Genomic DNA, 25,753 nt, shown 5'->3' on the forward strand with positions numbered 1-25,753 from the left:
AAAAATGGACTTGAGCGGAGTCCCAAAAGAGCAGAATCAGCCGACCATTTTTTGACGGTTATTTTACCCGAAATGAAAAAAAGTATTCAAAGTAAAGACACCTTGATCTTTAATAAAGAATTTGAGAATATAACAATCAACTGTAACCGATGTCATGCAATGGAAAACGCACCTTTTTTTACGATCAAGACACCCACAGACAGAATCACCAATAAGAAAATAATATGTTAGAAAAAATCATTAATACAGACAATTCAAAAACCACAATAATCATTCGTTTCATAGTAGGAGCAGTGTTTTTATCGGAAGGTATTCAAAAGTTTTTGTTTCCAGCAATTCGCGGAGCTGGGAGATTTGAAAAAATAGGTTTGCCTTCACCTGATTTATTAGGAAGTTTTGTTGGTGCATTTGAAATTATTTGTGGCGTCTTACTTTTAATTGGGTTGTGTTCGCGCTTAGCAAGTATTCCTTTACTTATAGTTATGCTAGTAGCATTTGCAACAACAAAATCAGATGTTTATTTAGAAAACGGATTTTGGGAACTGCTTCATGGTAGCAGAACTGATTGGGCAATGCTTTTAGGTAGTTTTTATTTACTAATAAAAGGGAGTGGATTTTGGTCTTTGGATAAAGCTTTGATGAAGAATGAATGAACTTGTAAATCGAATTACAAATAAAAAAAGATGGTCTGTTGCCAGACCACCTTTTTAAACAAATTATAAAATCTAAATTAAAGTAAGTCAAAACGGTCTAGGTTCATCACCTTAGTCCATGCTGCTACAAAGTCCTTTACAAATTTTTCTTGACCGTTTTTATACCCGTAAACTTCAGCTATGGCTCTTAGTTCCGTATTAGAACCAAAAATAAGATCTACACGAGTTCCTATCCACTTCAATCCGCCTGTTGTACGATCACTTCCTACGAATGCGTCATCTGACTCAGAAACTGCTTTCCAGGTGGTACTTAAATCAAGTAGGTTTACAAAGAAATCGTTTGTAAGGGTTTCTGGATGTTTCGTGAAAACACCATTTTGAGACTGATCGAAGTTTGAATTCAATGCACGCATACCGCCTACAAGAACAGTCATTTCTGGAGCTGTTAAGGTCAATAATTGCGCTTTGTCAATCAGCATTTCTTCTGCTGATATCGTATATTTTGTTTTAACATAGTTACGGAAACCATCTGCTTGAGGCTCAAGAACGTCAAATGATTCTATATCTGTTTGTTCTTGTGATGCATCTGTACGTCCAGGTGTAAATGGTACTGAGATAGTTTGACCTGCTATTGATGTCGCTTTCTCTATCGCTGCACTACCACCTAAAACAATTAAATCAGCAATTGAAACTTGTTTACTATCAGATTGAGCACTATTGAACTCTTTTTTGATATTCTCAAGTTTGTTAAGCACTTTTTCCAGTTGTGCTGGGTTGTTCACTTTCCAGTCTTTTTGTGGAGCAAGACGAATGCGACCCCCATTAGCTCCCCCACGTTTGTCAGAACCACGGAAAGTAGAGGCAGATGCCCACGCAGTTGAAACTAATTCTGAAACAGACAATCCTGAAGCAAGAATAATAGTTTTAAGGTTAACTATATCTTGATCATTAACCAATGGATGTGTAACCGCAGGAATTGGATCTTGCCAAATTAGTTCTTCAGCAGGAACTTCTGGTCCCAGATAGCGTACTTTTGGTCCCATATCTCTGTGAGTAAGCTTGAACCATGCTCTGGCAAATACATCATTAAATTCTGCCGGATTTTCTAGAAAGCGTCTTGATATTTTTTCATAAGCAGGATCAAAACGTAATGAAAGATCTGTAGTCAGCATAAACGGTTGATGACTTTTGGAAGGATCATGAGCATCTGGCACCGTGCCAGCGCCTGCATCCCCTTTTGGTTTCCACTGATGGGCACCAGCTGGACTTTTGGTCAATTCCCATTCGTATCCAAAGAGATTTTCAAAATAGTTATTACTCCATTTTGCAGGTGTTGTTGTCCATGCTCCTTCAAGACCGCTGGTTATTGTATCTCCTGCATTTCCGGTACCGAAGTTGTTTTTCCAGCCTTTACTTTGCTCCTCAATAGGGGCTGAAGCCGGTTCTCGTCCTACATATTTATTTGGATCTGCAGCACCGTGGGTTTTACCTAATGTATGTCCACCTGCACTTAACGCTACGGTTTCTTCATCATTCATTGCCATACGAGCAAACGTTTCACGAATATCATGAGCGGCCAATACTGGATCTGGATTTCCATTAGGCCCTTCTGGATTTACATAGATTAATCCCATTTGAACTGCGGCTAGCGGTTGTTCTAATTCGCGTTCTTCATTGTAACGATTGTCACCTAACCATTCCCGTTCTGAACCCCAATAAATATCTTCATTTGGTTCCCAAACATCCTCACGACCTCCAGCAAAACCGAAAGTTTTAAATCCTGCGGATTCAAATGCACAGTTACCACTTAAAATTAATAAATCAGCCCAAGAAATTTTTCTGCCATATTTTTGTTTGATGGGCCATAGTAACAAACGAGCCTTGTCTAGATTCGCATTATCAGGCCAACTGTTTAGTGGTGCAAATCGTTGTGTACCAGCTCCAGAACCACCGCGTCCATCAGCAATACGATAAGTTCCTGCACTATGCCATGCCATTCTAATAAAGAATCCTCCGTAAAAACCATAATCTGCCGGCCACCAATCTTGTGAAGTATTCAATAAATCCATAATATCTTGCTTTAAGGCAGCATAATCTAAAGACTTGAACTCTTCCGCATAATTGAACGAATCCCCCATTGGGTTTGACAGTTCAGAGTGTTGGCGTAAAATGTTTAATTTTAACTGATTTGGCCACCAGTCCCGATTTGAGGAAGCTGAACCAGCACCATGCTTTGCAGGAGTACCAGCACTCGCACCATGATTAAATGGACATTTGTTTTCTCCGTTGACATCGTAAGATGTGGAGCTCGGGTTTGTGTTATTTTCCATAGTATGATTTGTTTTTTATTTTCTTTAAAGCAAAGTTACATACAAATTACTTTTCCTAAATTAATTTTTAATAGATAAAAACTATAGTGGTTGTCATTAATTCTGAATTTATCAATTTATTAAGAATAATCAATTAAAAAGTCATCTGCATTTGTGTATTGGTATTCTTTTGGTTTTAAGTGCACTAGTTTACTAGAATTGGGCTCCACTTTTTTTTAGTTCTGATTTATGTTTAAATAAAGGAAATGGAATAGCAAAAGTGGTTATGGAATATCTCAGCATTGACATAATACTTCTTATACTGATAAATTTAGTGCGAACTAAAAAATAAATGATAATTTAATCCCAAACTAAGCCATCCTTGGTGCTGTTAGCTGTAACTTTAATCCAAAAAACAAAAAAATGAGTTTATTTGACGATAAAAAAAGTAAGGATCAAAATCCGATAGTATCAGCTCATGAAGCTTGGGTTGGAATTTTATATTCTTGCATTTCTGCGGACAATCAAATTACTGATTCGGAAACAGCAGCATTATCAAGAGTATTGCATTCTAAAGAACAATTTATAGGAATCGATATTGCGCCTCTTTATGCAAAATCCTATACTTTAAGAATTGAAATGGGGCAATTAAAATATCTTTCTGCCTGTTGTGAATGGATCCAGAAAGAAGATAAAGAAACCGTTTTTGCACTTGCATTAGAAGTACTACTTGCGGATGGAAAATTGGAGAAGGAAGAAAAAAACATAATTGAAGTATTGTCTAATCGACTCCAAATAAAGGCATCAATGACCAGTAAAATAATTGAAGTGATATTCTTGAAAAATAAAGGAAACAACAAAGAGATATAAACAGGCCAATGTAAACCGTGTCATAATATAAAAGAGGTTTGATCTACACTGATTTTGTAAGACTGAACAATTAGAAGAGTATTTTGAATTGCAATACTCATTTTTGGTTTGATGCGTTATTTATGTTGAATTTATTATGTACTTTAGAATACTGTAATTACGGAACCAAAAACAACAAGAATTATTCGCGACTGTTGTTTTAAAAAAAACTATTGACCATCAAAAAGAAAATCAAAATAGCAAAGGAAAGTATTCACAAAAAACTTCATAGGGAACCCATAATCACGCATCCCAGACTGAAGTTTATCCCTAATGTTGTACTCAATTTGATCAGTTGTCTAGTTACATTAATCATAGTGGGAACTTTACTGTATTTAGTGCTGCACTATCTGATCATGAAATTTTATTATTTGGATTAAAAAAAAAAGCCATATTTTAAAAATTGAAATTGAGTATAAAACTAATATTGCTCATATTCGTTTTATTTATAATATAATTTTTGTTAGCATAGGTTTCACCCGCATTGAACTTGTGTACATACAATAATTGCGCATCAAACCCTTTTAACATCCCCTGAAATTGGTAGCGAACATCAGCATTGGTCTGCACATAAGAAGGCAATTCGTATTTATTTAAGGAAATGTTTTTCACGTCTGGCAAATCAAAATAACCTACAGCCAAATGCGATTTGAATATTTTTTTAGGATTCGTATATTGTATTTTGGTCATTACCGCATGCACATCTCCAAAACCTTCATTCCGTTCTCTGGCCATAAAGGTGTAAAACGGGTCTCGTCCCCATTCTCGTGGCATTAAATACCTTCCTTTAGCAGTTATTCGATTGTAATTTAAAGTAATTTCTATTTTTTTATTCTGCCAGCCTAATCTTCCACCAAAAGTTTGTGAATTGCCATTTTTTTCAAAATAGGTTTTGCGTGGATTTTTATTTCCGCCGAAATTCAAGGCATTTTGGTAAATCGTCTGAAAACCAAAAAGCAGTTTCGAGTTTGGATTTAAATTGTATTTGTAGTCCATTTGCAATAGCGTCGAATTGAATATATTCTCAGCATATTGGTTCCATATAAGTGTTTTTAAATTCTTTATCGATTCATTTTGTATGCCTACAATATAAATTCCCTGCATAATCGGATTTTGTTCCATCGGGATTCACGCCAGTTGGGTAAATCCCTATGGATTCTGCAATTCTGAAATATTTCATGGTACTTCGTGGCGAAATTCCGTATAGGTACCCTACATTTATTTTAGTTTTTTTGAGTTCATTAAAATCGATCCATATTCCATCGACTTCAGTAGGCCGCATTCTGCCGTCCTGCAGATTTATGAACGACGTATTCAGTAGTTGTTTTCCAAGGGTTACATTAGAATTTTTGTAGTTGTATTTTAAAAATAATTCTTCTAACCGGCTTAAATTGCCTTTACTTGATACGTTTTGAAAATCAAAAAGCGCTACTTCATATCTATTGGATAAATTTGTTACCGGATCTTTTTTAGAAAAATCAGAAGAACCGATATCATAAATGTAATAGCCACTGACCCCAAATTGAAAATTATGAAATTTAGCCGTTTCAAACTTTACACCGCCACCAACAGCATTGGCATAATAATCAGATAAGCCACTTTCATTGTTGGTACTCATAAAAAAATAGCGAAAATGGCCGATGAAGTTTCCGTTTTTGAAAGCATTTAAAATCGAGGTGGAATCAATTTTTTTATTATTTTTCTCTTTCCAAACGGCTGGCTTATTCGAAACTTCCTGATATTGTGCCGAGGAATGGAAACTAATTAAAAGTAAAAAAGTTGAGATTAATATAGCGAAAAAAGATTTCATTTGTAAGTCTTTAATTTTTTTACAAAAATAATCGGAGTCCTATAAATGGGAGGTAACTTTTATCACATTGGCCCAAAAAATAAAGCCGAATGTTTAAACATTCGACTTTATGACTTTTGACTTTACGACTTAATTATTATCTGAAAGTATAATCAACACCGGTAACTTGAGTTAAGAGTGTTTCAGGAGCATCAAGAATTATTGCGTTTTTTTGCGGTGTAGGTGTAACAGGAGAATTTTGTTTTAAATAATCTCTCATCACCGAATGCAAGGTTTCATTAGTGTTTTTAGCATCCATGACGCCTTTCATCCTGCAAAGCATGTCCACAGGATCTCCGTCACGCTCACAGGCCATGATTGAATACAATTTATCAGGATCTAATGGCGTATTTTTCATCGTAATACTTTGAACTCTTTTGTCCATTTCGGCAAAAGCATTAAAGCGGACTTCCATTCCTTTGAACTTAACTACCCATCCACCAAAGCGTTTAGAAGCGTCATCAGCAAAAACATTGTTTAATTCTTTTTCCAGCCAGTTTTTCAATTGCTTTCCGGTAACTTTGGCTGTTCTTACTGTGCTGTCAACTGGTAACATATCAAAGATAAATCCGTTTGTAATAGGAATGTTTCCGGTTTGATCCGGTGTTGTTTTTGGTGGACAAAAGCGAAATCCATTCGAAAGATTAATATCAATATCTGGAAATTTCCAGTGTAAGGCATTCAGGATCATTGTGTCAATTGGATTTTCTACTACAAAATAGCGGTACAAAGGAATCGTGCTGTATCCAATAATGGTATTAATTTGTTCCTGATAAACGAATTCTTTTTCTATTAATAATTTTTCTATTGTTGCATCCGGTTTTATTTTTGGAGAGTCAACTTCCAGTAGTTCATAATTGTCCTCAATGACTTTTCCGTTGAGAATGGTTAAATCTAATTTTCCAATAAACGAACCAAAAGCTCCCGGTTCAACCACTTTTGAATACTTACAAACAATTGGTTTGCGCACTCTTTCATGTGTGTCGCCACCCAAAATGTAGTTTACACCCTCACATTCCGGTCGGTTTGCCAATGCTATTTGCTGCGATAAACCTAAATGTGCAATTATAAGTACATAGCTACATTGTTCCTGATTTCTAAGGACATCCACATAATGCGCCAGATTTTCTTCAGGATCAGTATAGATAATACCTTTGCTGTAATTGGGACTTTGTCTTAGCGGTACTAATGGATCGGTATATCCTAAAAAACCAATTTTTGCTCCGGCAACATGCCAAATAGTATACGGTTGAAAAATAAGTTCCCCACGTTTTCCATTGCCCAGGTCATGATACATATTGGTACAAATTTTTGGTGCATCAAGGGAACCTAATAACGTTTGCATCTTTCTTTTTCCATAAATCACCTCCCAATTTCCGGGAAGATATAAGTCGTAATTCAATGCATTTAAAATGGGAACAAAAGCTTCACCGGTAGTTTCTACGCTTAATTCGCTACCTTGAAACATGTCGCCGGTGTCAATGGTATACGTATTTGGGTTTTTCTTTTTGAGTTGTTTCAGTAAAGTTGCCATGTAGGCATAACCGCCCGTTTTTCTAAAAACAGCTTTCCCATTTTTCCAAAATAACTCATCATGCGGATGAATCTGACAATGCACATCAGTGGTTTGAAGAATAGTAATTGTTTGTGGTTTAGTACCATCGATTGCTATATTCAAGTTTTTTTCTGTGGGCTCAGTTGTATTTGCAATAACGGAAATAGGTGAAATAATCACTGTGCCTAGACTTAAAGTTCCTACTGATTTCAGGAAATTTCTTCGGTTATTGCTCATCTTTTTTAGGTTTTTAGGTTTGTTTTTTAACAGATTTTGATACGGTAGTTCATTTTATTTTGCTAAAAATAATCGGTACTGGTATTTAAAATCCTCCCTTTATATAGCTCCAGCCTTGCTCTTGTTTTTCTACAATTTCAGCAATTCCAACCGGCACATATTCTACTTCGGAGATTAATTGGTCTTTGGTTACTTTCTGACTTTTCATGGTGTTTTCGCATACTAAAAAACGAACTCCTTTTGCCCGTAGCGCTTTTATGGATTCTAATTGTTTTGATTTTGCAGTCATTACAAATGGTAAACCCATACTGTGAATTACTACTTCGTATTTGGCATTTGGCCAATATGTCGTTAGATTTTTTAGTTGGTTTACAATTGCTTTTTGTTGCAAAGTATCAGTAGCATTGGTAAACTGAAAAACGATTTTGTGGTTTTGCGCTTTTTTTTGTGCCAATGTGCCAATGGAAATCATGATAAATACCAGGATAAATGAAAGCGTTAGGTTTTTCATAATAGAGTTTTAAGATTGTTTTTTTTGTTTTTCGTTTTTTCGGCTTTTATTGGTTTGAAAGGTCCAAATTTATGTTGGGTTTCCGTAAATGAATCTGAAAATGGACCAAAAGGATGATCCACCGGTTTTTTGGAAATATTGGGCCAGTCTTGACTTAAATCTTTCGACGGTCTTTCCAGATTTTCTACATAAGCAGCAATATCCCAAGATTCTTCATCGGATAATTGAGGGCTTTCATAAGATGCACCCAATGGCATATTGTATTTTATATAGCCGGCAAACCGACTGATTCTAAACAATCCTGCGCCGCTATTATATGAATTTTTGCCCCAAAGTGGCGGATAGGTGTATTCCTTTTTATCTTCGGCCAAAATTCCCTGACCATTCATTTGATGGCAACTGGCACATTTTTTATTATACAATGCGCTTCCTTTTAGGGGATCGGCAGCACGATTTAAATATTCCAGATCATAAATTCCCGAGGCATTCGATTCTTTCCCTTTAGGTACATTACTGCCAATATATTCAATGTACGCGATCATGGCTTTCATTTCCTTTTCATCTCTTTCCAGAGGCTGACCATTCAAACTTCTCTCGATGCAATCGTTGACTCTTTTATAAAGATCTTCTACTTGCCCGCTTCGGGCTCTCATTTTTGGATACATCGAATATACGGAACCATAATTGTTTCCCCAAGGCTTTGTACCGGCATCCAGATGGCAATTGTTGCAATTCATTCCATTAGTAATTGGTTTGACACTGCCATTTGGACCCAAATATTTTGCCGTATGCGCAATTAGATCTTTGCCATATTCTACTTCCTGTTTTAAAGTTGAATCTTTAATCAGAGCAATGTCAGCCGGTTTCCAGAATTTTGCCGTTTCATTTTGCAAAATCACTTTTTTCTTTGCATCGATATAAAGAGAATCGAGATTTGAATCATTATTTTGAAACGAAGCGGTAATTGTGGTATTGAAAAACAAACCGACGAAGAAAACCATTACCAGGAAGATAATGGTTATAAACAGATAGATTAGCCTTTTTACGAGCGATTTAAATGGAATGATATTTTGTTTTTCTGGATTCATAGGGTATTAATGAGGCAGTTTGTCTCTAAAATAACCATATACCCAAGTTCCCACTATTGCAAAAAACAGAGTAACAATCATCACTGTGGCACCCGTTCCAATTTGTGCAAATAATGGTCCAGGACAAGCTCCTGTTACTGCCCAACCCAATCCAAAGATAAGGCCACCATAAATTTGGCCCTTGTTGAAAGTTTTGTCATGAAATTCAATTTTTTCGCCATGAATGGTTTTAATATTGAATTTTTTTATCATGAAAACGGAAATTATCCCCACCACTACAGCACTTCCTATGATGCCATACATGTGAAAAGATTGGAAACGAAACATTTCCTGGATGCGATACCAGCTGATTACCTCGGATTTTATAAATACAATACCAAACAAAACACCTATGATTAAGTATTTCAAATTGTGATACCATTTGTGTTCTAATTGGCTCTCGTTGATACAAACCGTATCTAAAGAACGCGTTTCGAAATCTGTATTTTGATCTTTAATGTTCATAATTTGTAATTTAAAGTGAAAGAATAAATGGTAAAATAACATTTGCCATAATCAATCCGCCAATGAAGAAACAACATGTTGCTATAAGCGATGGCATTTGTAAATTAGACAAACCGGAAATAGAGTGACCGCTGGTGCAACCTCCCGCATAGCGAGAACCAAAACCAATAAAAAAGCCACCAATAACCATCATAAAAAAGCCTTTGAGTGTAAATAAACTTTCCCACGAGAACAATTGTTCCGGCAACATTCCATAAATTTCAGTTATACCGTAGCCTGCCAATTCGGTTTTTAGATTTCCATCAATAGTAATTGGATTTGGATTTGACAAAAAGCTGTACGCGATCACACCACCTAATATAATACCGAAAACGAAAAACATATTCCAAATTTCTTTTTTCCAGTCATATTTGAAAAACGTAATATTTGCCGGTAAGCACATGGCGCAAGTGTGGCGTAGAGAGGCGCTAATACCAAATGATTTGTTTCCAATGATTAACAAAGCCGGAACCGTAAGTCCAACTAATGGACCTGCAATGTACCAAGGCCAAGGTTCTTTGATTAATTCTAAAATTTCCATATTTATTTTTTTATTACAACAAAGGTTATATTTATAAATGAGTAGTTGTGTTACTTTTGTCACACAAGAAAAAAAAAGTAAAAAATGACAATAATTTTATTTTTTTAATAACTCGTCTAGCATTTCTCGGAACGAATCACTATTCCAATTTGCTGTTCCAATTTTGGCTACGATTACATTTCCTGATTGATTAATAATATAGGTTGCCGGAATTGTCGCCGATTCCATTTCTAATGGAGGATTGGTTACCGATTGATACACAGGAAGCGTCAGATTTTCTTTAATCTTAAAAGCATTTGCCTTTTCGAAGGAATCCGTTGTCACAAACAAAAAGACTATTTTGTCTTGATAATCAACATATAATTTTTGAATGCTTGGCATTTCGGCAATACAAGGTGGACACCAGGTGGCCCAGAAATTAATGAATACTATTTTACCTTTGTATGCGTCCAATGACACCGTCTTTCCGGTGGCGTCTTTTAATTGCCATTGATAAGTTGACAGTTCTTTTTGATCCATAACGGCAATTGTTTTAGGCGAAAAAGCAATTAATCGATTCAGTTGTACTTTTACAAAAGTGCCCAACGGACTGAACAGAAGCAGTGCTATTAATACGATAAAAACAATATTTTGAACAGTCGATTTTTTTGATTTTTTTGGCTCCATTTTTTTAAATTATTATTATTATTCTCTAAAAAGAAACGATTTTAGATTAAAATTAGCGGGTTGTTTTTTATAAAGAGTCTTTCGGCATTCGGATTTCAATAATTAGTGATGATACAATGGTGATGACACCGATTAGAACAATGGCATAATTTACACCAAATAAATCAGCTGTTATTCCTGAAATAATCGCGCCTATCGCATATCCTAAATCCCTCCAAAGCCTGAATGTACCAATACTTTCTGCTCTTTGATGTGGAGTTGTAGCTTGTGCGATGGCAGATAAAAAGGTGGGGTAGACTAACGCCGTTCCTAAACCCAAAAATGCTGAAATTGCGGCCAACTGATAGAATGCTGCAGCAAAAGGAATAAAAAGTATCGCTATTCCCTGAAGTAACATTCCCCAAAACAACATCTTTTTTTTCGAATAAACATCAGACATTTTTCCGGTTACCAATTGTCCAAAACCCCAAACAGTAGGATAAATGGCGGTTATAATTCCAATATTCTGTGAATCATAATTCAAAGAAAGCAACACAATAGGTAAAAGTCCCCAAATCATGCCGTCATTCAGGTTATTGACTAATCCTGCTTGTGTTATGGTGCTTAATGTTTTGTTTTTGAAAGTGGTTTCGAGAAAAATATTATCTAATTTTTCAGTTTTATTCGTTGTGTTTTCTTTTTGAACAAATACTCTGGTGTCTTTCACAAAAAACAAAGTCAATAAAAAACCAATTATCGAAATCCCAATTCCCAAGTAAAAAGGGTAGGGCGTAATGCCATATTTTTGTGCAATATAGCCTGACAGAAAAGCAACTAATCCAACGGCAAAATAACCGGCAAACTCGTTGAGTCCCATCGCAAGTCCACGATCTTTTTCTCCAACCAAATCAATTTTCATCACCACTGTACTGCTCCAGGTAAGTCCTTGACTAATTCCCAATAAAATATTGGCAAAAATCACCCAGTTCCAAGATTCTGCATAAATTAAAATAAAAGGAATTGGAATGGCTAGAATCCAACCGAATAAAAGCAAATTTTTTCTTCCGAAACGGTTCGCCAGTTTGCCCGTAAAATAATTGGTAATGGCTTTTGTAATTCCAAAGGCAATGATGAAAGAGAGAATAGCCGTTTTTGAAGCAATGCCAAATTCAATCTCAGCAAATTTTGGAATAATGGTTCGTTCCATTCCTATCATCCCGCCGACAAAGGCATTGACAATAACCAAAATAGTAAATTGTTTCCAATTTTCTTTCAGTCCAAGTTTGGTTGTATTTGTTTTCAATTGATGTAATTTATGAATTTAAAATCTTCGTTTGAAAAAGAAGTTAGGAATAAAAAAGTATAAGTTCTTATAATTTGTAATATTCTAATTGGTAGTCACCTATGTGTTTTTTATTTTCTAGGATGGATTTTTTATGCTTGAAATAGTTGATTGTCCCAAAAACAAAAATGATAAATGAAGTGATAAAAAGTGCGATTTCAATCAGTAAACTATTTTCAATTTTGAGCAGATTTCTCAAACTTAAACCTGCAATCAAAAAATACATTGACGTTCTCAAAAAGGCAAGAAAAGTAGATTGATTGGCCAATACAGTCCGTTGCAATGCTAATTTTTCTCTTAAAATTAAGTCTTTGTTTGCTGCTTTTTTTGTTTCCATATTATTTTATAATTAAGTGCAAAAAGTAGTTTAGTTGTATTTGTTTCGTAGAAGAGTAAAAATGAAAATTTTTTCTAAAAGCACTATCAAATTTACTTCTTTATTTAAATGAATTTGAAAAATCAAATGTTTTTTCAGTATTTTATAAGTAGAATAAAATCAAAGTGTTTTTATTGTCCTCTAATTTTCATTGCTGAATAAATAAATATGCAGTTTAAAACAACTACTTTTCTTGTTTTAAACTGCATACACTATTTTTAAAACAACAGCTGTTTATTTGCTTATCGCTTCGTTTACATCTTGCCAAGTACCGCCATTTGTAACGTTTTTGAAACCATTTTGTTCCAAAATCATTTTGGCTTGACCGCTGCGATTACCGCTTCGGCAGAAAACAATAATATGCTCTCTTTCTTTGAATTTTTCTAATTGGCTCGCCACTTGATCCAAAGGAATATTTGTTGAACCTTTTACGTGACCTTCTGCGAATTCTGACTGTGTGCGAACATCTACTAAGAAAGCACCTTCGTTTATTAATTTTTCCATTTGTGTGGTGTCTTTTTTTGAAAACAGATTTTTAAAAATTCCGAACATAATTGAGGTTTTTAGTATTCAATAGGATTATTTTGGCTCATCCACTCATTCATTCCAGGAGAATAGTTGAGCACATTTTTATACCCATTTCGCGCTAATAATGAATAGGCAATTGCTGCCCTGTCACCACCTTGGCAATGGATTAATACTTTTTTATCCTTACTTATTTTGTCCAGATTATTTACTAAAGTACCTACAAATACATTATCAGCTTCTTTGATATGACCTGCATTGTATTCTGCAACACCACGAAGGTCAACAACTTGAACATCTTTTTCTTGTTGTAAGGCTTTAAATTCTTCTATTGTAATTTGATTTACTTTCTCCAAAGAACCGCCATTTTCTTCCCATATTTTCGTAGAAGGAATGTACCCGTGAATGTTGTCTAATCCAATTCGCATTAGTTTTCTAGTCAAATCATCTAATTGTGATTCATCGGCAAGCAACATAAAAGGTTCTTCATACGTAAGAAACCATCCTGCCCAAGTGGCAAATGAATTATTCCCTTGAATGTTGATGCTTCCCGGAATAAATCCTGTAGAAAATTCCGTTTTATCTCTTGCATCAATCAATTTGATTCCTTTTTCTAAAGCTGCTGTTAACTCGCTATAATCCAGTTGTTTTAATTTTGGAACAGTTGTAAGAAGCGGACGATCTACTTTATTTAGTTTTTTCATCATCGCGAAATATTTTGGCGGTTCCGGTTGGTCTTCCAATAAATATTTTACAAATCCAGTTTCATCATTTTTATGCTGAAAAGCCCAGTTTCTTATTTTTTCATATCCTACAGTGGTGCTTGGAACGGCTCCTAGTGCTTTTCCACAAGCAGAACCTGCTCCATGACCTGGCCATACTTGAATATAATCAGGTAATGCATCAAATTTAGTAATGGATTGATACATTTGTTTAGCACCAATGTCCTGTGTTCCTTTCATTCCTGCTGCTTTTTCAAGCAAATCAGGTCTTCCTACATCTCCCACAAATACAAAGTCACCGGTGAACAACATGACAGGCTCATCGCTGGCAGGCGTATCGGTTAGCAGAAAACTGATGCTTTCCGGAGTATGTCCTGGTGTATGAACTACTTCTATTTTTAAGTTTCCTACTTTCAGAACATCACCATTTTTAATGTCAACATGAGGGAATTCATATTTCCAATCGGGCCCGCCTTCCGCTGAAAGGTACATTTCTGCTCCCGTCAAAGCGGCTAATTCTCTGGTACCAGCGAGGAAATCAGCATGAATGTGTGTTTCTAAAACATGAGTAATTTTCATATTGTTCTGCTTGGCAATTTCAAGGTAGGTGTCAACATCCCTTTTAGGATCGATAACTGCGGCTACACCTGCTTTTTGACAGCCAATAAAATAACTTGCCTGAGCAAGACTCTTGTCGTAAATGTGTTGAAAATACATATCGTTTATTTTTAAGTTTATTATTCATTTGAAACCAAAATTACAGATTACATTTATTAAAAATGGTGACATATGTTACACAAGTATTTTATAACTGTAATTGTAGTATTTTATTAATATGAATGTCGTGGCGCGTAGATACAATTTTTGCCGCTTCTCTTGTACAATTTGATTTTGGTTGATTAAATTTTTTTAATAAGCAATTGTGGAGTAACAAAAAGTACTGAATTACCTCGACCTTTGATTATTAATATTTGATATTGATTAGCCATTTGTTTTTGGATTTGTTTTAGTAATAAGAAGATAAATTTATTTAAATTGCTTCTGTATCAACGTGACTTTTGTTATACAATAATTTTATTTTAGAAATAACTCCTTAGTAATAATATAAATCCCCATCACTAAAACAAACCAGCCAAAAGCGGGTTTCAGTTTGTTGCCATTAATTTTTTTGGATAATGCTGTGCCAATAGAAATTCCAACAATTGCAAATGCTGAAATGGTAAATAAGAATTGCCAATCAATAACGTTTTCTCCACCTTCTCCGAAAAAACCGATTAAAGATTTTGCAGCAATGATTACTAATGAAGTCCCAACCGCTTCTTTCATAGGAAGTTTACTCAAAATAACCAAAGCCGGTATAATTAAAAAACCACCGCCAGCTCCTACAAGTCCGGTAATTATTCCTATAAGTGTTCCTTCTATAAGTATAAGTGGATAATTGAATTTTTGTTCGTGTGGTTCTTCAGAAGCGAGTTTTTTGTCTTTTTTAATCATGCTATAAGAAGCAATAATCATTATAACAGCGAAAAACAGCATTAAAAAAAGGTCTTTAGTCAAGATAAAATTTCCCACAGAAAACAGCTCTTTAGGAATTGCAGGAACTATTATTGCTCTTGTTGTAAAAACGGAGATAATTGATGGGATACCAAAAACAATAGCTGTTTTTATGCTAACCAAACCTTTTTTGAAATAGCCAACACTTCCTACCGCACTTGTCAAGCCAACAATAAATAATGAATATGCAGTTGCAATCACGGGTTCAACTGTAAATAAATAGACTAAAACAGGTACGGTAAGAATGCTGCCTCCACCGCCAATGAGCCCTAATGCAACTCCAATGAGTATTGACGAAAAATAACCAATATATTCCATAATTGTAAAATTTATGATTGCAAAGATTGTCTGTTAAATTTTTGCATTCAGTAACATTTATCACATATAAAAAAATTTTTTCTAAAATTCAAATTCCTTTAGGGTAATTATAATGACAATTTCTTATGGATTGTTTACAGTTCCGGAACGGGAGAGTATCAACAGGCTACAGACGAAATAAAAGCATAGCTGTCTTTATTCTTGAGCAATTTTTTTCTTGTTTTCTATGTAGGTAGCGCTCTGAATGATTCAAATAGGAGAAAATAAAAACAGTTTAGCAAATGGTATTATTTATAAAGTAAATAAAAGAGATAAATTTGATCTTAAGGGTTCTACCACATCTGAAATCAAGAATCATTAATCAAAAATCCGAACTTCCAATTGGTTCTATCTAGCACCAATACCAAATCGGATTTAGCTGGTAATAAATTGAATATCAAAGAAGAAACTATTTTCATGGAAAAGACAAATTCCTTCAGGAATCATTGCACTCTTCTATAAGAGCTATTTTTAGTAGCAATTGTCGCAAATCCAGATGCTAACTTATCATAATTGATTGTCTTTATTTTGCATAAAGCCGTAATAAATAAACAAATGAGCTTGACCCTTGCTAAATTGAGCTCTCCTTTGAAATGATCTTGTAAAACTGAAATAAGCTCTGTGTCTTTACCCTCAAGACTGGTATTCTTCACTATAAAAATTATGTGGTGATAATTCTATAACGTACGAAATATCAGTATTTTCAGCAAATTACAGGACCTTTATTTGGTTGAATTTCAATAATATATGTTTTTGTTGTGTACTAAATTAATTCAAATAAAGATATAAAGGTTCAGAGATTCAGAGCAACAAAGGTTTTTTGTTGCACAAATTCATGCATTGTCGCTTTGAACCTTTGCCTCTTTCAACCTTAAAAAACAAACTTATTTTAATCGAATTAACCGAAGATACATTACAGGATTTAATTACCAAAATTTAAAAAATTAGCTTCAGAAAATGATGAAGATTATATCATTGAAACTATAGAAGTTCTTGAGGCAATGACTGAAATTTCATTCTTGAAATACAAAGAACTAGATGTGATAGGCGAATTAATTTCTACTATGTAAGGTGCTTTAGAGATGAGCAAACTGGTAAAAACCGGAACTGATAAAAAAGAAGCTTTAAATACTTTCATGAAACGAGTACTAGATTCTATCGACAAATAAAATAAATCATATTCAATATTTTAAAAACGTACTTAACAATGTGTGTGTGTTTTATTCAATAAAAGAGAATACAGCAGTACCTGCGGGTTTATCATAAGAGGTAAAAATGGAAACTTTAAACACCTGTTTGAGGTCTTATTCTTAAATAATTTTCATACTTTTGAACCTTATTAAAAAAACAAAATTATGGCATTAATAACATTAGGAGGAAATCCAATACACACTTCAGGAGAATTACCAAAAATAGGGACTAAATTAGCTGATTTTAAATTAGTTAAAACAGATCTTTCTGTAGCTTCGCTTAGTGATTTTCAAGGTAAAAAACTAGTTTTAAATATTTTTCCAAGTATAGATACAGGAACGTGTGCAGCCTCCGTGAGAAAATTTAACGAAAGTGCCAGTACTTTAGAAAATACAACTGTATTATGTGTTTCTAGAGATTTGCCTTTTGCCCAAAAACGTTTTTGTGGTGCTGAAGGACTTGAAAATGTCATTAATTTATCTGATTTTCAAGGTGGTGAATTTGGCAAAGTAAATGGTTTAGAAATCACTGATGGCCCTCTGGCCGGATTGCATTCCAGAGTAATCATTGTTGTTGATCAAAACGGAATAGTTACCCATACGGAACAAGTGGCTGAAATTGCAGACGAGCCAAATTATGAAGCGGCTTTAGCTGTACTTTAATTTCATCTTAATGGAGTTTCAAAAAGATACCACTTTCATTACGGGAAGATTAAAAAGCGTCACTTATGCATTTAAGGGCGCTTTAAAATTGATCCGCACAGAACACAGTATAATGGTTCAGGTTTCAATAGCCATACTGTTGACTATTGCTGGATTTTATTTTAGTATTACTAAAACAGAATGGCTGTTTCAAACTCTGGCAATAGGATTAATTCTTAGCATTGAGGGATTGAATACGGCTGTAGAAAAAGTAGCTGATTTTATCCATCCCAATTATAATGAAAAAATTGGGTTTATTAAAGATATTGCCGCAGGAGCGGTCTTTTTTGCTGCTTTAACAGCAATAACAATCGGTTTAATTATTTATACACCAAAATTCCTGTAAGAATTAGTACAACTCGAATGGCAAAAACAACAAAAATACCTCCTTTAAACAAAAAAAATGATTCTAAAACTCCGGAGAATAGTCCTTGGAGGGTGACTAAACAACATAAAATTGTTTTTGGCTCACTGTTAGTATTGTTTTCAATTGCTTTATTATTTGCTTTTGTTTCCTTTTACATTTACGGTCAAGAAGATCAAAGCGCAGTTCATGCGATTGCGGATCGTACGGAAATTGTTCAAAATTGGTTGGGGAAATTTGGCGCTTTTTTAGCTGATTTGCTAATTTATAACGGTTTTGGAGTTGCTGCATTTATATTTGTCCGGTTATTTTTCTTAACTGGAATATATTTAATAGTAGGATTACCTTTAAAAAAACTAAAAAACATTTGGTTTTGGGATTTATTTGTGAGCGTCGTTTTATCAGTTTTGTTTGGTTTTTTTGCTACTTCAGTACCTGAATTAGGAGGTGTAATTGGTTATGAATTGAATTCTTTTTCACAAGATTACATTGGAAAAACAGGCACTTTATTGATTTTATTATTTGGGTTAATTATATATGTAATTTTCAAAATTAAAATTTCACCAGAAAAAATCCAATCCTTTTTTGATCAAACAAAACAAGAATTAAAGACTGATTTAGCAACAGCCAGTCCCATCAAAAAGGAGAACAGTGGTTATAATTTAGAAGAGTTTGCCGTAACCGAAGAAGAGGACAGTATTCATTTGAAAACCAATGGCAATCAATTTGAAATTAACAAAGAAGCATTAAAACCTACAATAAGCAACGCATCGAATATTAACCGGGAACCTGTTGCCAAGCCTCTCGCTATGGAAATCACACCAATAGCAAAACCAGAGGTATTAGCAGCTCCAATTGATACTTTTGTAATAGAAACGGCTCCGGAAGAGGATATAATTGAAGAAAATTTAGCCTCGCGATTAGTTGCTGATTTTGGATTATTTGATCCAACATTGGATTTATCCAATTATAAATTTCCTACGATTGACCTATTAAAAGAATATTCTACGGGAGGAATCACTATCAATCAGGAAGAATTAGAAGAAAATAAAAATAAAATTGTAGATACGCTTCGCAATTACAAAATTGAAATTGCACAGATCAAAGCGACCGTTGGACCATCAGTTACTTTATATGAAATTGTTCCGGAAGCAGGAATTCGAATTTCAAAAATCAAGAGTCTAGAAGATGATATTGCGCTGTCACTTTCGGCATTAGGCATTCGGATCATTGCCCCTATTCCTGGGAAAGGAACCATAGGGATTGAAGTTCCTAACAAAAACCCCACGATGGTTTCGATGAAAAGTGTTATTGGTTCCGCTAAATTTCAAGAAGCCGAAATGGAATTACCTATAGCTCTTGGAAAAACCATTTCGAACGAAACTTTTGTAGTTGATTTAGCTAAAATGCCCCACCTATTAATGGCCGGTGCTACCGGACAAGGAAAATCTGTTGGATTAAATGCTGTTTTAACTTCCCTTTTGTACAAAAAACATCCCGCAGAAGTTAAATTTGTTTTGGTAGATCCTAAAAAAGTGGAGCTGACCCTTTTTAATAAGATTGAAAGACACTATTTAGCCAAACTTCCAGACATGGATGAAGCAATTATTACTGATAATGCAAAAGTAGTTAATACCTTAAACTCCCTGTGTGTAGAAATGGATAATCGCTATTCTTTGTTGAAAGACGCGATGGTGCGAAACATTAAAGAATACAACGATAAATTTAAAGCCCGAAAATTGAATCCAGAAAATGGCCACCGATTTTTACCGTATATCGTTCTTGTAGTAGATGAATTTGCCGATTTGATTATGACTACCGGAAAAGAAGTAGAAGTTCCTATTGCTCGCCTGGCACAATTAGCGCGTGCCATAGGAATCCATTTGATTATAGCTACTCAAAGACCTTCGGTAAATGTAATTACAGGTTTGATAAAAGCTAATTTTCCTGCCCGAATCGCCTTTAGAGTTACTTCAAAAATTGACTCCAGGACCATTCTTGACACACAAGGAGCAGATCAGTTAATTGGGCGTGGCGATATGTTATACACTAACGGAAATGATGTAGTACGTGTACAATGTGCCTTTATAGACACACCAGAAGTAGAAAAAATAACGGAATTCATTGGTAGTCAAAAAGCATATGCTACCGCTTATTTACTTCCAGAATTTATTGGGGAAGAAAGTGGCATTAATCTTGATATGGATATCTCTGATAGAGATACTTTGTTTAGAGAAGCAGCCGAAATAATTGTCAATGCACAACAAGGCTCCGCATCATTGTTACAAAGAAAACTAAAACTAGGGTACAACAGAGCGGGCCGATTGATTGATCAATTGGAATCCGCAGGAATTGTAGGCCCTTTTGAAGGAAGTAAAGCGCGCAGTGTAAACATTCTGGATATAAGTTCTCTTGATCAATTTTTCAACAATGAACAAAACAATTAACAACATGAAAACAAAGATTCAAAACTCAAGTAAAAGCGAACAAATGAAGCCATTCAAAAAAAGCAATCTAAAGAACTTGAGCAAAAGACTTATTTTTATTACCACTTTATTACTTTTTAGTTTTTCGATACAAGCTCAGGATAAAAAAGCAAAAAATCTTTTAGACCAAGTTACTGCAAAAGTCAAAAGCTACAATACTATAATAATTGATTTTAAGTATTCTTTGAATAATACAAAAGAAAACATTAATCAGGAAAGTAAAGGAAATGTTACCATGAAAGGCAATCAATACGTTTTAAATTTCATGGGAGTAACTAAAATTTATGACGGAAAAAAAGCCTATACTATTGTTCCTGAAGATGAGGAGATTACAATTTCAACGGTCAATGACAAAGATGACAATGCAATTACACCTTCTAAAATGTTAACGTTTTTCAATACTGGTTATAAGTACAATATGGATGTTTTACAAAATGTCAGAGGTAGAAAAATTCAGTATATAAAGTTGATACCGTTTAACTCTAAAGACCAAAGAAAAGAGGTGTTATTAGGAATTGATGTACAAACGAAACACATCTACAATTTGATTGAAATAGGAAAAAAAGGGACAAAAACAACATTAACGGTTAATTCTTTCAAAACCAACCAACCTTTGTCAAAAAATCAATTTACATTTGCAAGCAGTAAATATCCAAATTACTACATCAACAAATTAGATTAATTTATTAGGTGAAAATTCTCGACAAATACTTATTAAAAACATTCCTGACTACATTTACCACAGTATTTGTAATTCTTTTTTTTATATTTATACTTCAAACCGTTTGGTTATTCATAGCTGAATTAGCAGGAAAGGATTTAGATTTACTCATGATCATAAAATTCCTAGCATTTTCAATGCCTAGGATTGTGCCTTTAGTACTTCCCCTTTCGATATTACTGTCTTCCATAATGACATTTGGTAATTTAGCAGAAAATTATGAATTTGCGGCAATGAAATCTTCTGGAATTTCTTTGCAAAGAGCCATGAGAAGCTTAACGGTATTTATAATTTTATTAAGTATAGTAGCTTTTCTGTTTTCTAATAATGTGATTCCTTATGCGGAGTATAAATTTATCAATTTCAGAAAAAATATTGCACAAGTAAAACCAGCCTTGGCAATAGCTGAAGGACAATTTAGTGATGTTGGTTTTTATAACATTAAGGTAAATAAAAAAACAGGTGACAACGGAAACATCCTTACAGGTGTGACTATTCATAAAAAATCAAACGTTGGTGACGGGAGTAAAACAGTTATTAAAGCCCGAGATGGCGAATTAATAAGTAGTGAACAATCTAGCATTTTACAATTAGTGTTAAATGATGGCTTTTACTACGAAGACATAGTTCCAGAAAAATATGAGGATCGCAGTAAAATGCCTTTTATCAAAAGTTCGTTTAAAAAACATATTATCAACATTGATTTATCAGAACTTAATAATGTAGATGTCAATGACGAAAGCGTTGCGAATACTAATACTATGCTTACTGTCAATGAATTAAGCTATACATTGGATTCGTTAAATAAAAATTTAAAAAATGATATTATTTCATTTTCGGAAAATAGCAATGCACGAATACGGATTCCTGGCAATACTAAACGAAAGGAGTTCAAAATAGAAAACTCCTTTCCTGAAGATATTTTATCCTTGTACACTAAAGAGCAACAAATAGAAATTTTAAGAATAGCGACAAGTACTATTAGTAGTACCGTGTATTCAATTGATACCTCTAAAACCGAATTAGAAAATAAACAAAAAAATATCAATAAACACTTACTTGCTTTTTATGATAAGTTTGTAATTGTATTTGCATGTTTTCTAATGTTTTTTATAGGTGCCCCTTTGGGAGCAATTATTAGAAAAGGAGGATTGGGACTACCTATAGTTTTTGCAATTTTAATTTTCATAACCTTTCACTTCATAAACTCTTTTGGCAAAAGAATTGCTCAGGAAAATGAAATGTCACCTTTTTTAGGTGCCTGGTTGTCCTCGATACTATTATCCCCTTTAGCAATTATACTAACTTACAGAGCTACAAATGATATTGGATTGATAAATGTGGATGTTATTCTGGCTCCATTTCAAAAAATATTAAAAAAAATATTTCCATCACAAAATTAACAGTACAAATGACTACAAATAATATACAACTCAACACAATTGAAGAAGGGATAGAAGCTATTCGTCAAGGAAAAATTATTATCGTAGTTGATGATGAAGATCGTGAAAATGAAGGTGATTTTTTAGCAGCAGCCGAGAAAGTAACACCCGAAATGATTAATTTCATGGCCACACACGGCCGAGGACTCATTTGCGCACCATTAACAGAAAGCCGCTGTAAGGAGCTAGGCCTACATGTAATGGTAAGCAATAATACCGACCCAATGGAAACTGCTTTCACTGTTTCGGTTGATTTAAGAGGAAACGGAGTGACCACTGGAATATCAGCAGCAGATAGAGCAAAAACAGTTTTATCTTTAGCCAATTCTGATACCAAACCACATGATTTAGCAAGACCCGGTCACATCTTCCCATTGATTGCCAAACAAGGAGGCGTACTAAGAAGAACTGGTCATACGGAAGCCGCAATTGATTTTGCCAGATTAGCGGGTTTTAAATCCGCAGGTGTGATTGTAGAGATTATGAACGAAGATGGGACTATGGCTCGATTGCCTCAATTGGTAAAAGTAGCTAAGAAATTCGATCTAAAATTAGTTTCCATTGAAGCTCTTGTGGCTTATAGAATGCAGCACGACAGCCTAATTATTAAGAAAGATGATTTTGATATACAAACTCGTTTTGGTACCTTTCGTTTAAGAGCATACCAACAAACGACCAACAAACAAATCCATATTGCATTGACAAAAGGGACTTGGAATTTAGGAGAACCAATTTTAACAAGAATACACTCTTCGCAAGTCAATAATGATCTGTTAGGAACTTTGACTGATAATGCAGACCAGCAACTTGATGCCATGTTTAAAGTGATTAACGAACAAGGTAAGGGAGCTGTTGTGTTTATCAATCAAGATATGCAATCTGTTAATTTATTGAATCGTATTGGAGAGCTTAAAATTTTACAGGCTGAAGGAGAAATAAAAGCCCCAAAAATTAAAATTGACAGTAAAGACTTTGGAATCGGAGCGCAGATACTTCATGATATAGATATTTCAAAAATCCGATTAGTATCCAATACAGAGCCAGGAAAACGAGTAGGAATGATAGGTTACGGACTAGAAATAACAGAATACGTCAGTTATTAAAAAAACAATAATTTATTTATTCAAATAAATTAAATGCTAAAGTAAAGAAAATGAAACAATTAAAAATAAGTACATCTAATAGACCTTTTTTTAAAAAAAATAGATTTGTATAACCAAAAAAGATTCTTATATTTGCACTCGCAATCAGATAATGAAAGCAATTTACTGGAGAAATGGCAGAGCGGTCGAATGCGGCAGTCTTGAAAACTGTTGACTGTAACAGGTCCGGGGGTTCGAATCCCTCTTTCTCCGCCAGTAGAAATACAAAACGAAGCAAACCCCTCTAAATCTTATGATTTAGGGGGGTTTTTTCATTTGCGGTAAATCAAATTATTCATTAAATCTCAAAACTTAGGTGTCTTTTGAGGTGTCACTGAAAATCTATTTTTTTAAGTGACACCTATCTCAAAAGTTACCAGTTCAACATTTGTCCAAATACCTTTTCACTATTTGAACATCTTGTTTGGAAGTATTACAAAGTTTAAATTTAATAATAACTAAAAGGTCACCAACCATGAACACAGCCGTATCCGTTCTCTTTTATATAAAGCGATCAAAAGTCAATAATGATGGTATCTGCCCTATTTACGTTCGTGTCACAGTACAATCTAAACGATTTGAATTTAGCAGCAACAAATTTGTTAATCCTGAGAAATGGTCAAATGAAGGATCTAAAGTTAAGGGAAACAATGAAGAGACTCGTTCAATAAACAGTCATCTTGAATATTTAAAATCTAAAGTTTCAGAAGCTGAGAAAAAATTATACAAAAAGGATATTATTATAACTTCTGAAAATTTAAAGAATGAAATTTTTGATCTCCACGACAACCAACGAATGCTTATCCCCATTTTCAAGGATCACAACAACAAAATAAAAGAATTAGTGGGCAAAGAATACGCCCCGGGAACATTAGAACGCTACAACACTTCTTTGAAGCATACGGTAGAGTTTCTGGAATGGAAATACAAAGTATCAGATATAGACATTAACAAAATAGACCACGCTTTCGTAACAGACTATGAATTCTACTTGAGAAGCGTTCGCAATTGCGCCAACAATACTGCCGTAAAATACTTAAAGAACTTCAACAAAATAATCAAAATCTGTATTTCAAATGGATGGATAGATAAGGATCCATTTGCAAACTATAAATCAAAAATTCGTGAAGTCGAAAGAGATTACCTAACGCAAGAAGAAGTTCAGGACATCTATTCTAAAGTATTTGCAACCGAAAGATTAAACCAGGTAAAAGATATTTTCGTTTTCAGCTGCTTTACTGGCTTGGCTTATATAGATGTCAAAAACTTAACGGTATCAAATATCAGTATGGGTATCGATGGCGGGAAATGGATATTCACCCATCGACAAAAAACAGAGACAGCTTCTCGCATTCCCCTCCTCCCGATTCCCGAAGAATTAATCCTGAAATATGCCAATCACCCACAATGCATAAATGAAGATAAACTATTACCGGTTTTAAGCAACCAAAAAATGAATAGCTACTTGAAGAAAATAGCGGACGTTTGCGGCATTAAAAAAGATTTAACCTTCCACATTGCTCGACATACTTTTGCAACGACTGTAACCCTTACAAATGGCGTTCCCATAGAAAGTGTGAGTAAAATGCTTGGTCATAAAAACATAAGAACGACGCAACACTACGCTAAAATATTAGATAAAAAAGTGAGTGAAGATATGATGATTTTAAGGAACAAAATGTTAAACTGCAACAATTATAAAATTATCAATAAGACCAATTAGAAGCTCTATTATTTATAAAAAAAATAAAATATTAGCATAAAACTCGAAGACATGAAATATAACCTCAGAACAAATTATAAGAAAACAGATCATGAAATAATGCTACGTCAGGAATGCGCAATTCTTGCGAAATAATATGGCAGACTTACAATATATGTAGTTTTTATGAATTAGCTAACTGGTTCGGCAAGGAAAGTGTAGATTGTCTTTTGGCTGATAGAGAGTTTGTCGGGGGAAAATGGTTAGCGTTTTTAAACCAAAACAACA

General features: G+C 34.3%; 23 protein-coding genes, 1 tRNA gene and 1 pseudogene. 11 read left to right on the forward strand and 14 right to left on the reverse strand.

The window, feature by feature from the left end:
- Positions 1–224: 224 nt before the first annotated feature.
- Positions 225–653, forward strand: a complete 429-nt coding sequence (locus EKM03_RS07530) for a DoxX family protein (RefSeq protein WP_126564243.1) — start codon at positions 225–227, stop codon at positions 651–653.
- Between the two features lie 77 nt (positions 654–730).
- Here the strand turns inward: EKM03_RS07530 and katG are convergent, their stop codons facing one another.
- On the reverse strand, positions 731–2,983 hold the full coding sequence (katG, locus tag EKM03_RS07535; RefSeq protein ID WP_126740110.1) for a catalase/peroxidase HPI: 2,253 nt from the start codon (positions 2,981–2,983) through the stop codon (positions 731–733).
- Between the two features lie 402 nt (positions 2,984–3,385).
- On the opposite strand from katG, the gene EKM03_RS07540 reads away from it, so the two are divergent.
- Positions 3,386–3,832: a tellurite resistance TerB family protein gene (locus EKM03_RS07540; protein ID WP_126553691.1), complete on the forward strand. Its 447-nt coding sequence runs from the start codon at positions 3,386–3,388 to the stop codon at positions 3,830–3,832.
- 435 nt (positions 3,833–4,267) lie between these two features.
- Here the strand turns inward: EKM03_RS07540 and EKM03_RS07545 are convergent, their stop codons facing one another.
- The 13 genes from EKM03_RS07545 to EKM03_RS07605 form a co-directional block, all read right to left on the reverse strand.
- A complete protein-coding gene (locus EKM03_RS07545) occupies positions 4,268–4,975 on the reverse strand; it encodes a hypothetical protein (RefSeq protein ID WP_126740111.1) in 708 nt (235 codons plus the stop codon).
- Positions 4,941–5,681 carry a hypothetical protein gene (locus EKM03_RS07550; RefSeq protein WP_126740112.1) on the reverse strand — a complete coding sequence of 247 codons (741 nt, stop codon included), beginning with the start codon at positions 5,679–5,681 and terminating at the stop codon, positions 4,941–4,943. Before EKM03_RS07550 ends, EKM03_RS07545 begins: the two co-directional genes overlap by 35 nt.
- A gap of 136 nt (positions 5,682–5,817) precedes the next feature.
- Positions 5,818–7,512 carry a bifunctional UDP-sugar hydrolase/5'-nucleotidase gene (locus tag EKM03_RS07555; protein ID WP_126740113.1) on the reverse strand — a complete coding sequence of 565 codons (1,695 nt, stop codon included), beginning with the start codon at positions 7,510–7,512 and terminating at the stop codon, positions 5,818–5,820.
- An 85-nt stretch (positions 7,513–7,597) separates the two neighbouring features.
- A complete protein-coding gene (locus EKM03_RS07560; protein ID WP_126462786.1) occupies positions 7,598–8,023 on the reverse strand; it encodes a DsrE family protein in 426 nt (141 codons plus the stop codon).
- Complete coding sequence (locus EKM03_RS07565) at positions 8,020–9,111, reverse strand: c-type cytochrome (protein WP_199740696.1); 1,092 nt, start codon at positions 9,109–9,111, stop codon at positions 8,020–8,022. The genes EKM03_RS07560 and EKM03_RS07565 overlap by 4 nt, the downstream gene beginning before the upstream one ends.
- 6 nt (positions 9,112–9,117) lie before the next feature.
- On the reverse strand, positions 9,118–9,615 hold the full coding sequence (locus EKM03_RS07570; protein ID WP_126740114.1) for a DUF6691 family protein: 498 nt from the start codon (positions 9,613–9,615) through the stop codon (positions 9,118–9,120).
- A gap of 10 nt (positions 9,616–9,625) precedes the next feature.
- A complete protein-coding gene (locus EKM03_RS07575) occupies positions 9,626–10,189 on the reverse strand; it encodes a YeeE/YedE family protein (RefSeq protein WP_126463080.1) in 564 nt (187 codons plus the stop codon).
- 102 nt (positions 10,190–10,291) lie between these two features.
- Positions 10,292–10,861 carry a TlpA family protein disulfide reductase gene (locus tag EKM03_RS07580; protein ID WP_126740115.1) on the reverse strand — a complete coding sequence of 190 codons (570 nt, stop codon included), beginning with the start codon at positions 10,859–10,861 and terminating at the stop codon, positions 10,292–10,294.
- Positions 10,862–10,928: 67 nt separating this feature from the next.
- The gene (locus EKM03_RS07585) at positions 10,929–12,143 is read right to left on the reverse strand and encodes an MFS transporter (protein ID WP_126462778.1); all 1,215 of its coding nucleotides are present in this window, start codon (positions 12,141–12,143) and stop codon (positions 10,929–10,931) included.
- 67 nt (positions 12,144–12,210) lie between these two features.
- Positions 12,211–12,519, reverse strand: coding sequence for a DUF202 domain-containing protein (locus tag EKM03_RS07590; protein ID WP_126462775.1), 309 nt, complete (start codon positions 12,517–12,519; stop codon positions 12,211–12,213).
- 273 nt (positions 12,520–12,792) lie between these two features.
- Positions 12,793–13,110 carry a rhodanese-like domain-containing protein gene (locus tag EKM03_RS07595; RefSeq protein WP_126740116.1) on the reverse strand — a complete coding sequence of 106 codons (318 nt, stop codon included), beginning with the start codon at positions 13,108–13,110 and terminating at the stop codon, positions 12,793–12,795.
- Between the two features lie 11 nt (positions 13,111–13,121).
- Positions 13,122–14,522 carry a rhodanese-like domain-containing protein gene (locus tag EKM03_RS07600; RefSeq protein ID WP_126740117.1) on the reverse strand — a complete coding sequence of 467 codons (1,401 nt, stop codon included), beginning with the start codon at positions 14,520–14,522 and terminating at the stop codon, positions 13,122–13,124.
- 357 nt (positions 14,523–14,879) lie between these two features.
- Entirely contained in the window at positions 14,880–15,677 is a 798-nt protein-coding gene (locus EKM03_RS07605) for a sulfite exporter TauE/SafE family protein (protein ID WP_126564248.1), read from the reverse strand.
- Positions 15,678–16,687: 1,010 nt separating this feature from the next.
- On the opposite strand from EKM03_RS07605, the pseudogene EKM03_RS07615 reads away from it, so the two are divergent.
- From EKM03_RS07615 to EKM03_RS07655, 9 genes and pseudogenes are all read left to right on the forward strand, one after another.
- Positions 16,688–16,885, forward strand: a pseudogene (locus EKM03_RS07615) (hypothetical protein).
- 186 nt (positions 16,886–17,071) lie between these two features.
- Complete coding sequence (gene tpx, locus EKM03_RS07620) at positions 17,072–17,569, forward strand: thiol peroxidase (RefSeq protein ID WP_126462763.1); 498 nt, start codon at positions 17,072–17,074, stop codon at positions 17,567–17,569.
- A gap of 10 nt (positions 17,570–17,579) precedes the next feature.
- On the forward strand, positions 17,580–17,954 hold the full coding sequence (locus EKM03_RS07625) for a diacylglycerol kinase family protein (protein WP_126462760.1): 375 nt from the start codon (positions 17,580–17,582) through the stop codon (positions 17,952–17,954).
- 17 nt (positions 17,955–17,971) lie between these two features.
- Positions 17,972–20,419 (forward strand): DNA translocase FtsK, encoded by a 2,448-nt coding sequence (locus tag EKM03_RS07630; protein WP_126462757.1) that lies wholly within the window; start codon positions 17,972–17,974, stop codon positions 20,417–20,419.
- A 43-nt stretch (positions 20,420–20,462) separates the two neighbouring features.
- The gene (locus EKM03_RS07635) at positions 20,463–21,140 is read left to right on the forward strand and encodes an outer membrane lipoprotein carrier protein LolA (protein WP_231507367.1); all 678 of its coding nucleotides are present in this window, start codon (positions 20,463–20,465) and stop codon (positions 21,138–21,140) included.
- Between the two features lie 8 nt (positions 21,141–21,148).
- Positions 21,149–22,582 carry an LptF/LptG family permease gene (locus tag EKM03_RS07640; RefSeq protein ID WP_126462751.1) on the forward strand — a complete coding sequence of 478 codons (1,434 nt, stop codon included), beginning with the start codon at positions 21,149–21,151 and terminating at the stop codon, positions 22,580–22,582.
- 8 nt (positions 22,583–22,590) lie between these two features.
- Complete coding sequence (gene ribB / locus EKM03_RS07645) at positions 22,591–23,724, forward strand: 3,4-dihydroxy-2-butanone-4-phosphate synthase (RefSeq protein WP_126462748.1); 1,134 nt, start codon at positions 22,591–22,593, stop codon at positions 23,722–23,724.
- Positions 23,725–23,891: 167 nt separating this feature from the next.
- Positions 23,892–23,979: transfer RNA gene (locus EKM03_RS07650), tRNA-Ser, on the forward strand.
- A gap of 259 nt (positions 23,980–24,238) precedes the next feature.
- On the forward strand, positions 24,239–25,486 hold the full coding sequence (locus EKM03_RS07655; RefSeq protein ID WP_126740118.1) for a site-specific integrase: 1,248 nt from the start codon (positions 24,239–24,241) through the stop codon (positions 25,484–25,486).
- Positions 25,487–25,753: the final 267 nt, after the last annotated feature.

The organism is Flavobacterium sp. GSP6, assembly GCF_003984855.1.
GTDB lineage: Bacteria > Bacteroidota > Bacteroidia > Flavobacteriales > Flavobacteriaceae > Flavobacterium.

Excerpts from the sequence above, each read along its gene's own strand:
- katG (WP_126740110.1), bottom strand. The coding sequence starts at position 2,983 with ATGGAAAATAACACAAACCCGAGCTCCACATCTTACGATGTCAACGGA.
- EKM03_RS07545 (WP_126740111.1), bottom strand. The coding sequence starts at position 4,975 with ATGCAGGGAATTTATATTGTAGGCATACAAAATGAATCGATAAAGAAT.
- EKM03_RS07630 (WP_126462757.1), top strand. The coding sequence starts at position 17,972 with ATGGCAAAAACAACAAAAATACCTCCTTTAAACAAAAAAAATGATTCT.
- EKM03_RS07600 (WP_126740117.1), bottom strand. The coding sequence starts at position 14,522 with ATGTATTTTCAACACATTTACGACAAGAGTCTTGCTCAGGCAAGTTAT.
- EKM03_RS07590 (WP_126462775.1), bottom strand. The coding sequence starts at position 12,519 with ATGGAAACAAAAAAAGCAGCAAACAAAGACTTAATTTTAAGAGAAAAA.
- EKM03_RS07540 (WP_126553691.1), top strand. The coding sequence starts at position 3,386 with ATGAGTTTATTTGACGATAAAAAAAGTAAGGATCAAAATCCGATAGTA.
- EKM03_RS07560 (WP_126462786.1), bottom strand. The coding sequence starts at position 8,023 with ATGAAAAACCTAACGCTTTCATTTATCCTGGTATTTATCATGATTTCC.
- EKM03_RS07595 (WP_126740116.1), bottom strand. The coding sequence starts at position 13,110 with ATGTTCGGAATTTTTAAAAATCTGTTTTCAAAAAAAGACACCACACAA.
- EKM03_RS07555 (WP_126740113.1), bottom strand. The coding sequence starts at position 7,512 with ATGAGCAATAACCGAAGAAATTTCCTGAAATCAGTAGGAACTTTAAGT.
- EKM03_RS07550 (WP_126740112.1), bottom strand. The coding sequence starts at position 5,681 with ATGAAATCTTTTTTCGCTATATTAATCTCAACTTTTTTACTTTTAATT.
- EKM03_RS07565 (WP_199740696.1), bottom strand. The coding sequence starts at position 9,111 with ATGAATCCAGAAAAACAAAATATCATTCCATTTAAATCGCTCGTAAAA.
- EKM03_RS07580 (WP_126740115.1), bottom strand. The coding sequence starts at position 10,861 with ATGGAGCCAAAAAAATCAAAAAAATCGACTGTTCAAAATATTGTTTTT.
- EKM03_RS07570 (WP_126740114.1), bottom strand. The coding sequence starts at position 9,615 with ATGAACATTAAAGATCAAAATACAGATTTCGAAACGCGTTCTTTAGAT.
- EKM03_RS07605 (WP_126564248.1), bottom strand. The coding sequence starts at position 15,677 with ATGGAATATATTGGTTATTTTTCGTCAATACTCATTGGAGTTGCATTA.
- EKM03_RS07635 (WP_231507367.1), top strand. The coding sequence starts at position 20,463 with ATGAAGCCATTCAAAAAAAGCAATCTAAAGAACTTGAGCAAAAGACTT.
- EKM03_RS07530 (WP_126564243.1), top strand. The coding sequence starts at position 225 with ATGTTAGAAAAAATCATTAATACAGACAATTCAAAAACCACAATAATC.
- EKM03_RS07655 (WP_126740118.1), top strand. The coding sequence starts at position 24,239 with ATGAACACAGCCGTATCCGTTCTCTTTTATATAAAGCGATCAAAAGTC.
- EKM03_RS07625 (WP_126462760.1), top strand. The coding sequence starts at position 17,580 with ATGGAGTTTCAAAAAGATACCACTTTCATTACGGGAAGATTAAAAAGC.
- ribB (WP_126462748.1), top strand. The coding sequence starts at position 22,591 with ATGACTACAAATAATATACAACTCAACACAATTGAAGAAGGGATAGAA.
- tpx (WP_126462763.1), top strand. The coding sequence starts at position 17,072 with ATGGCATTAATAACATTAGGAGGAAATCCAATACACACTTCAGGAGAA.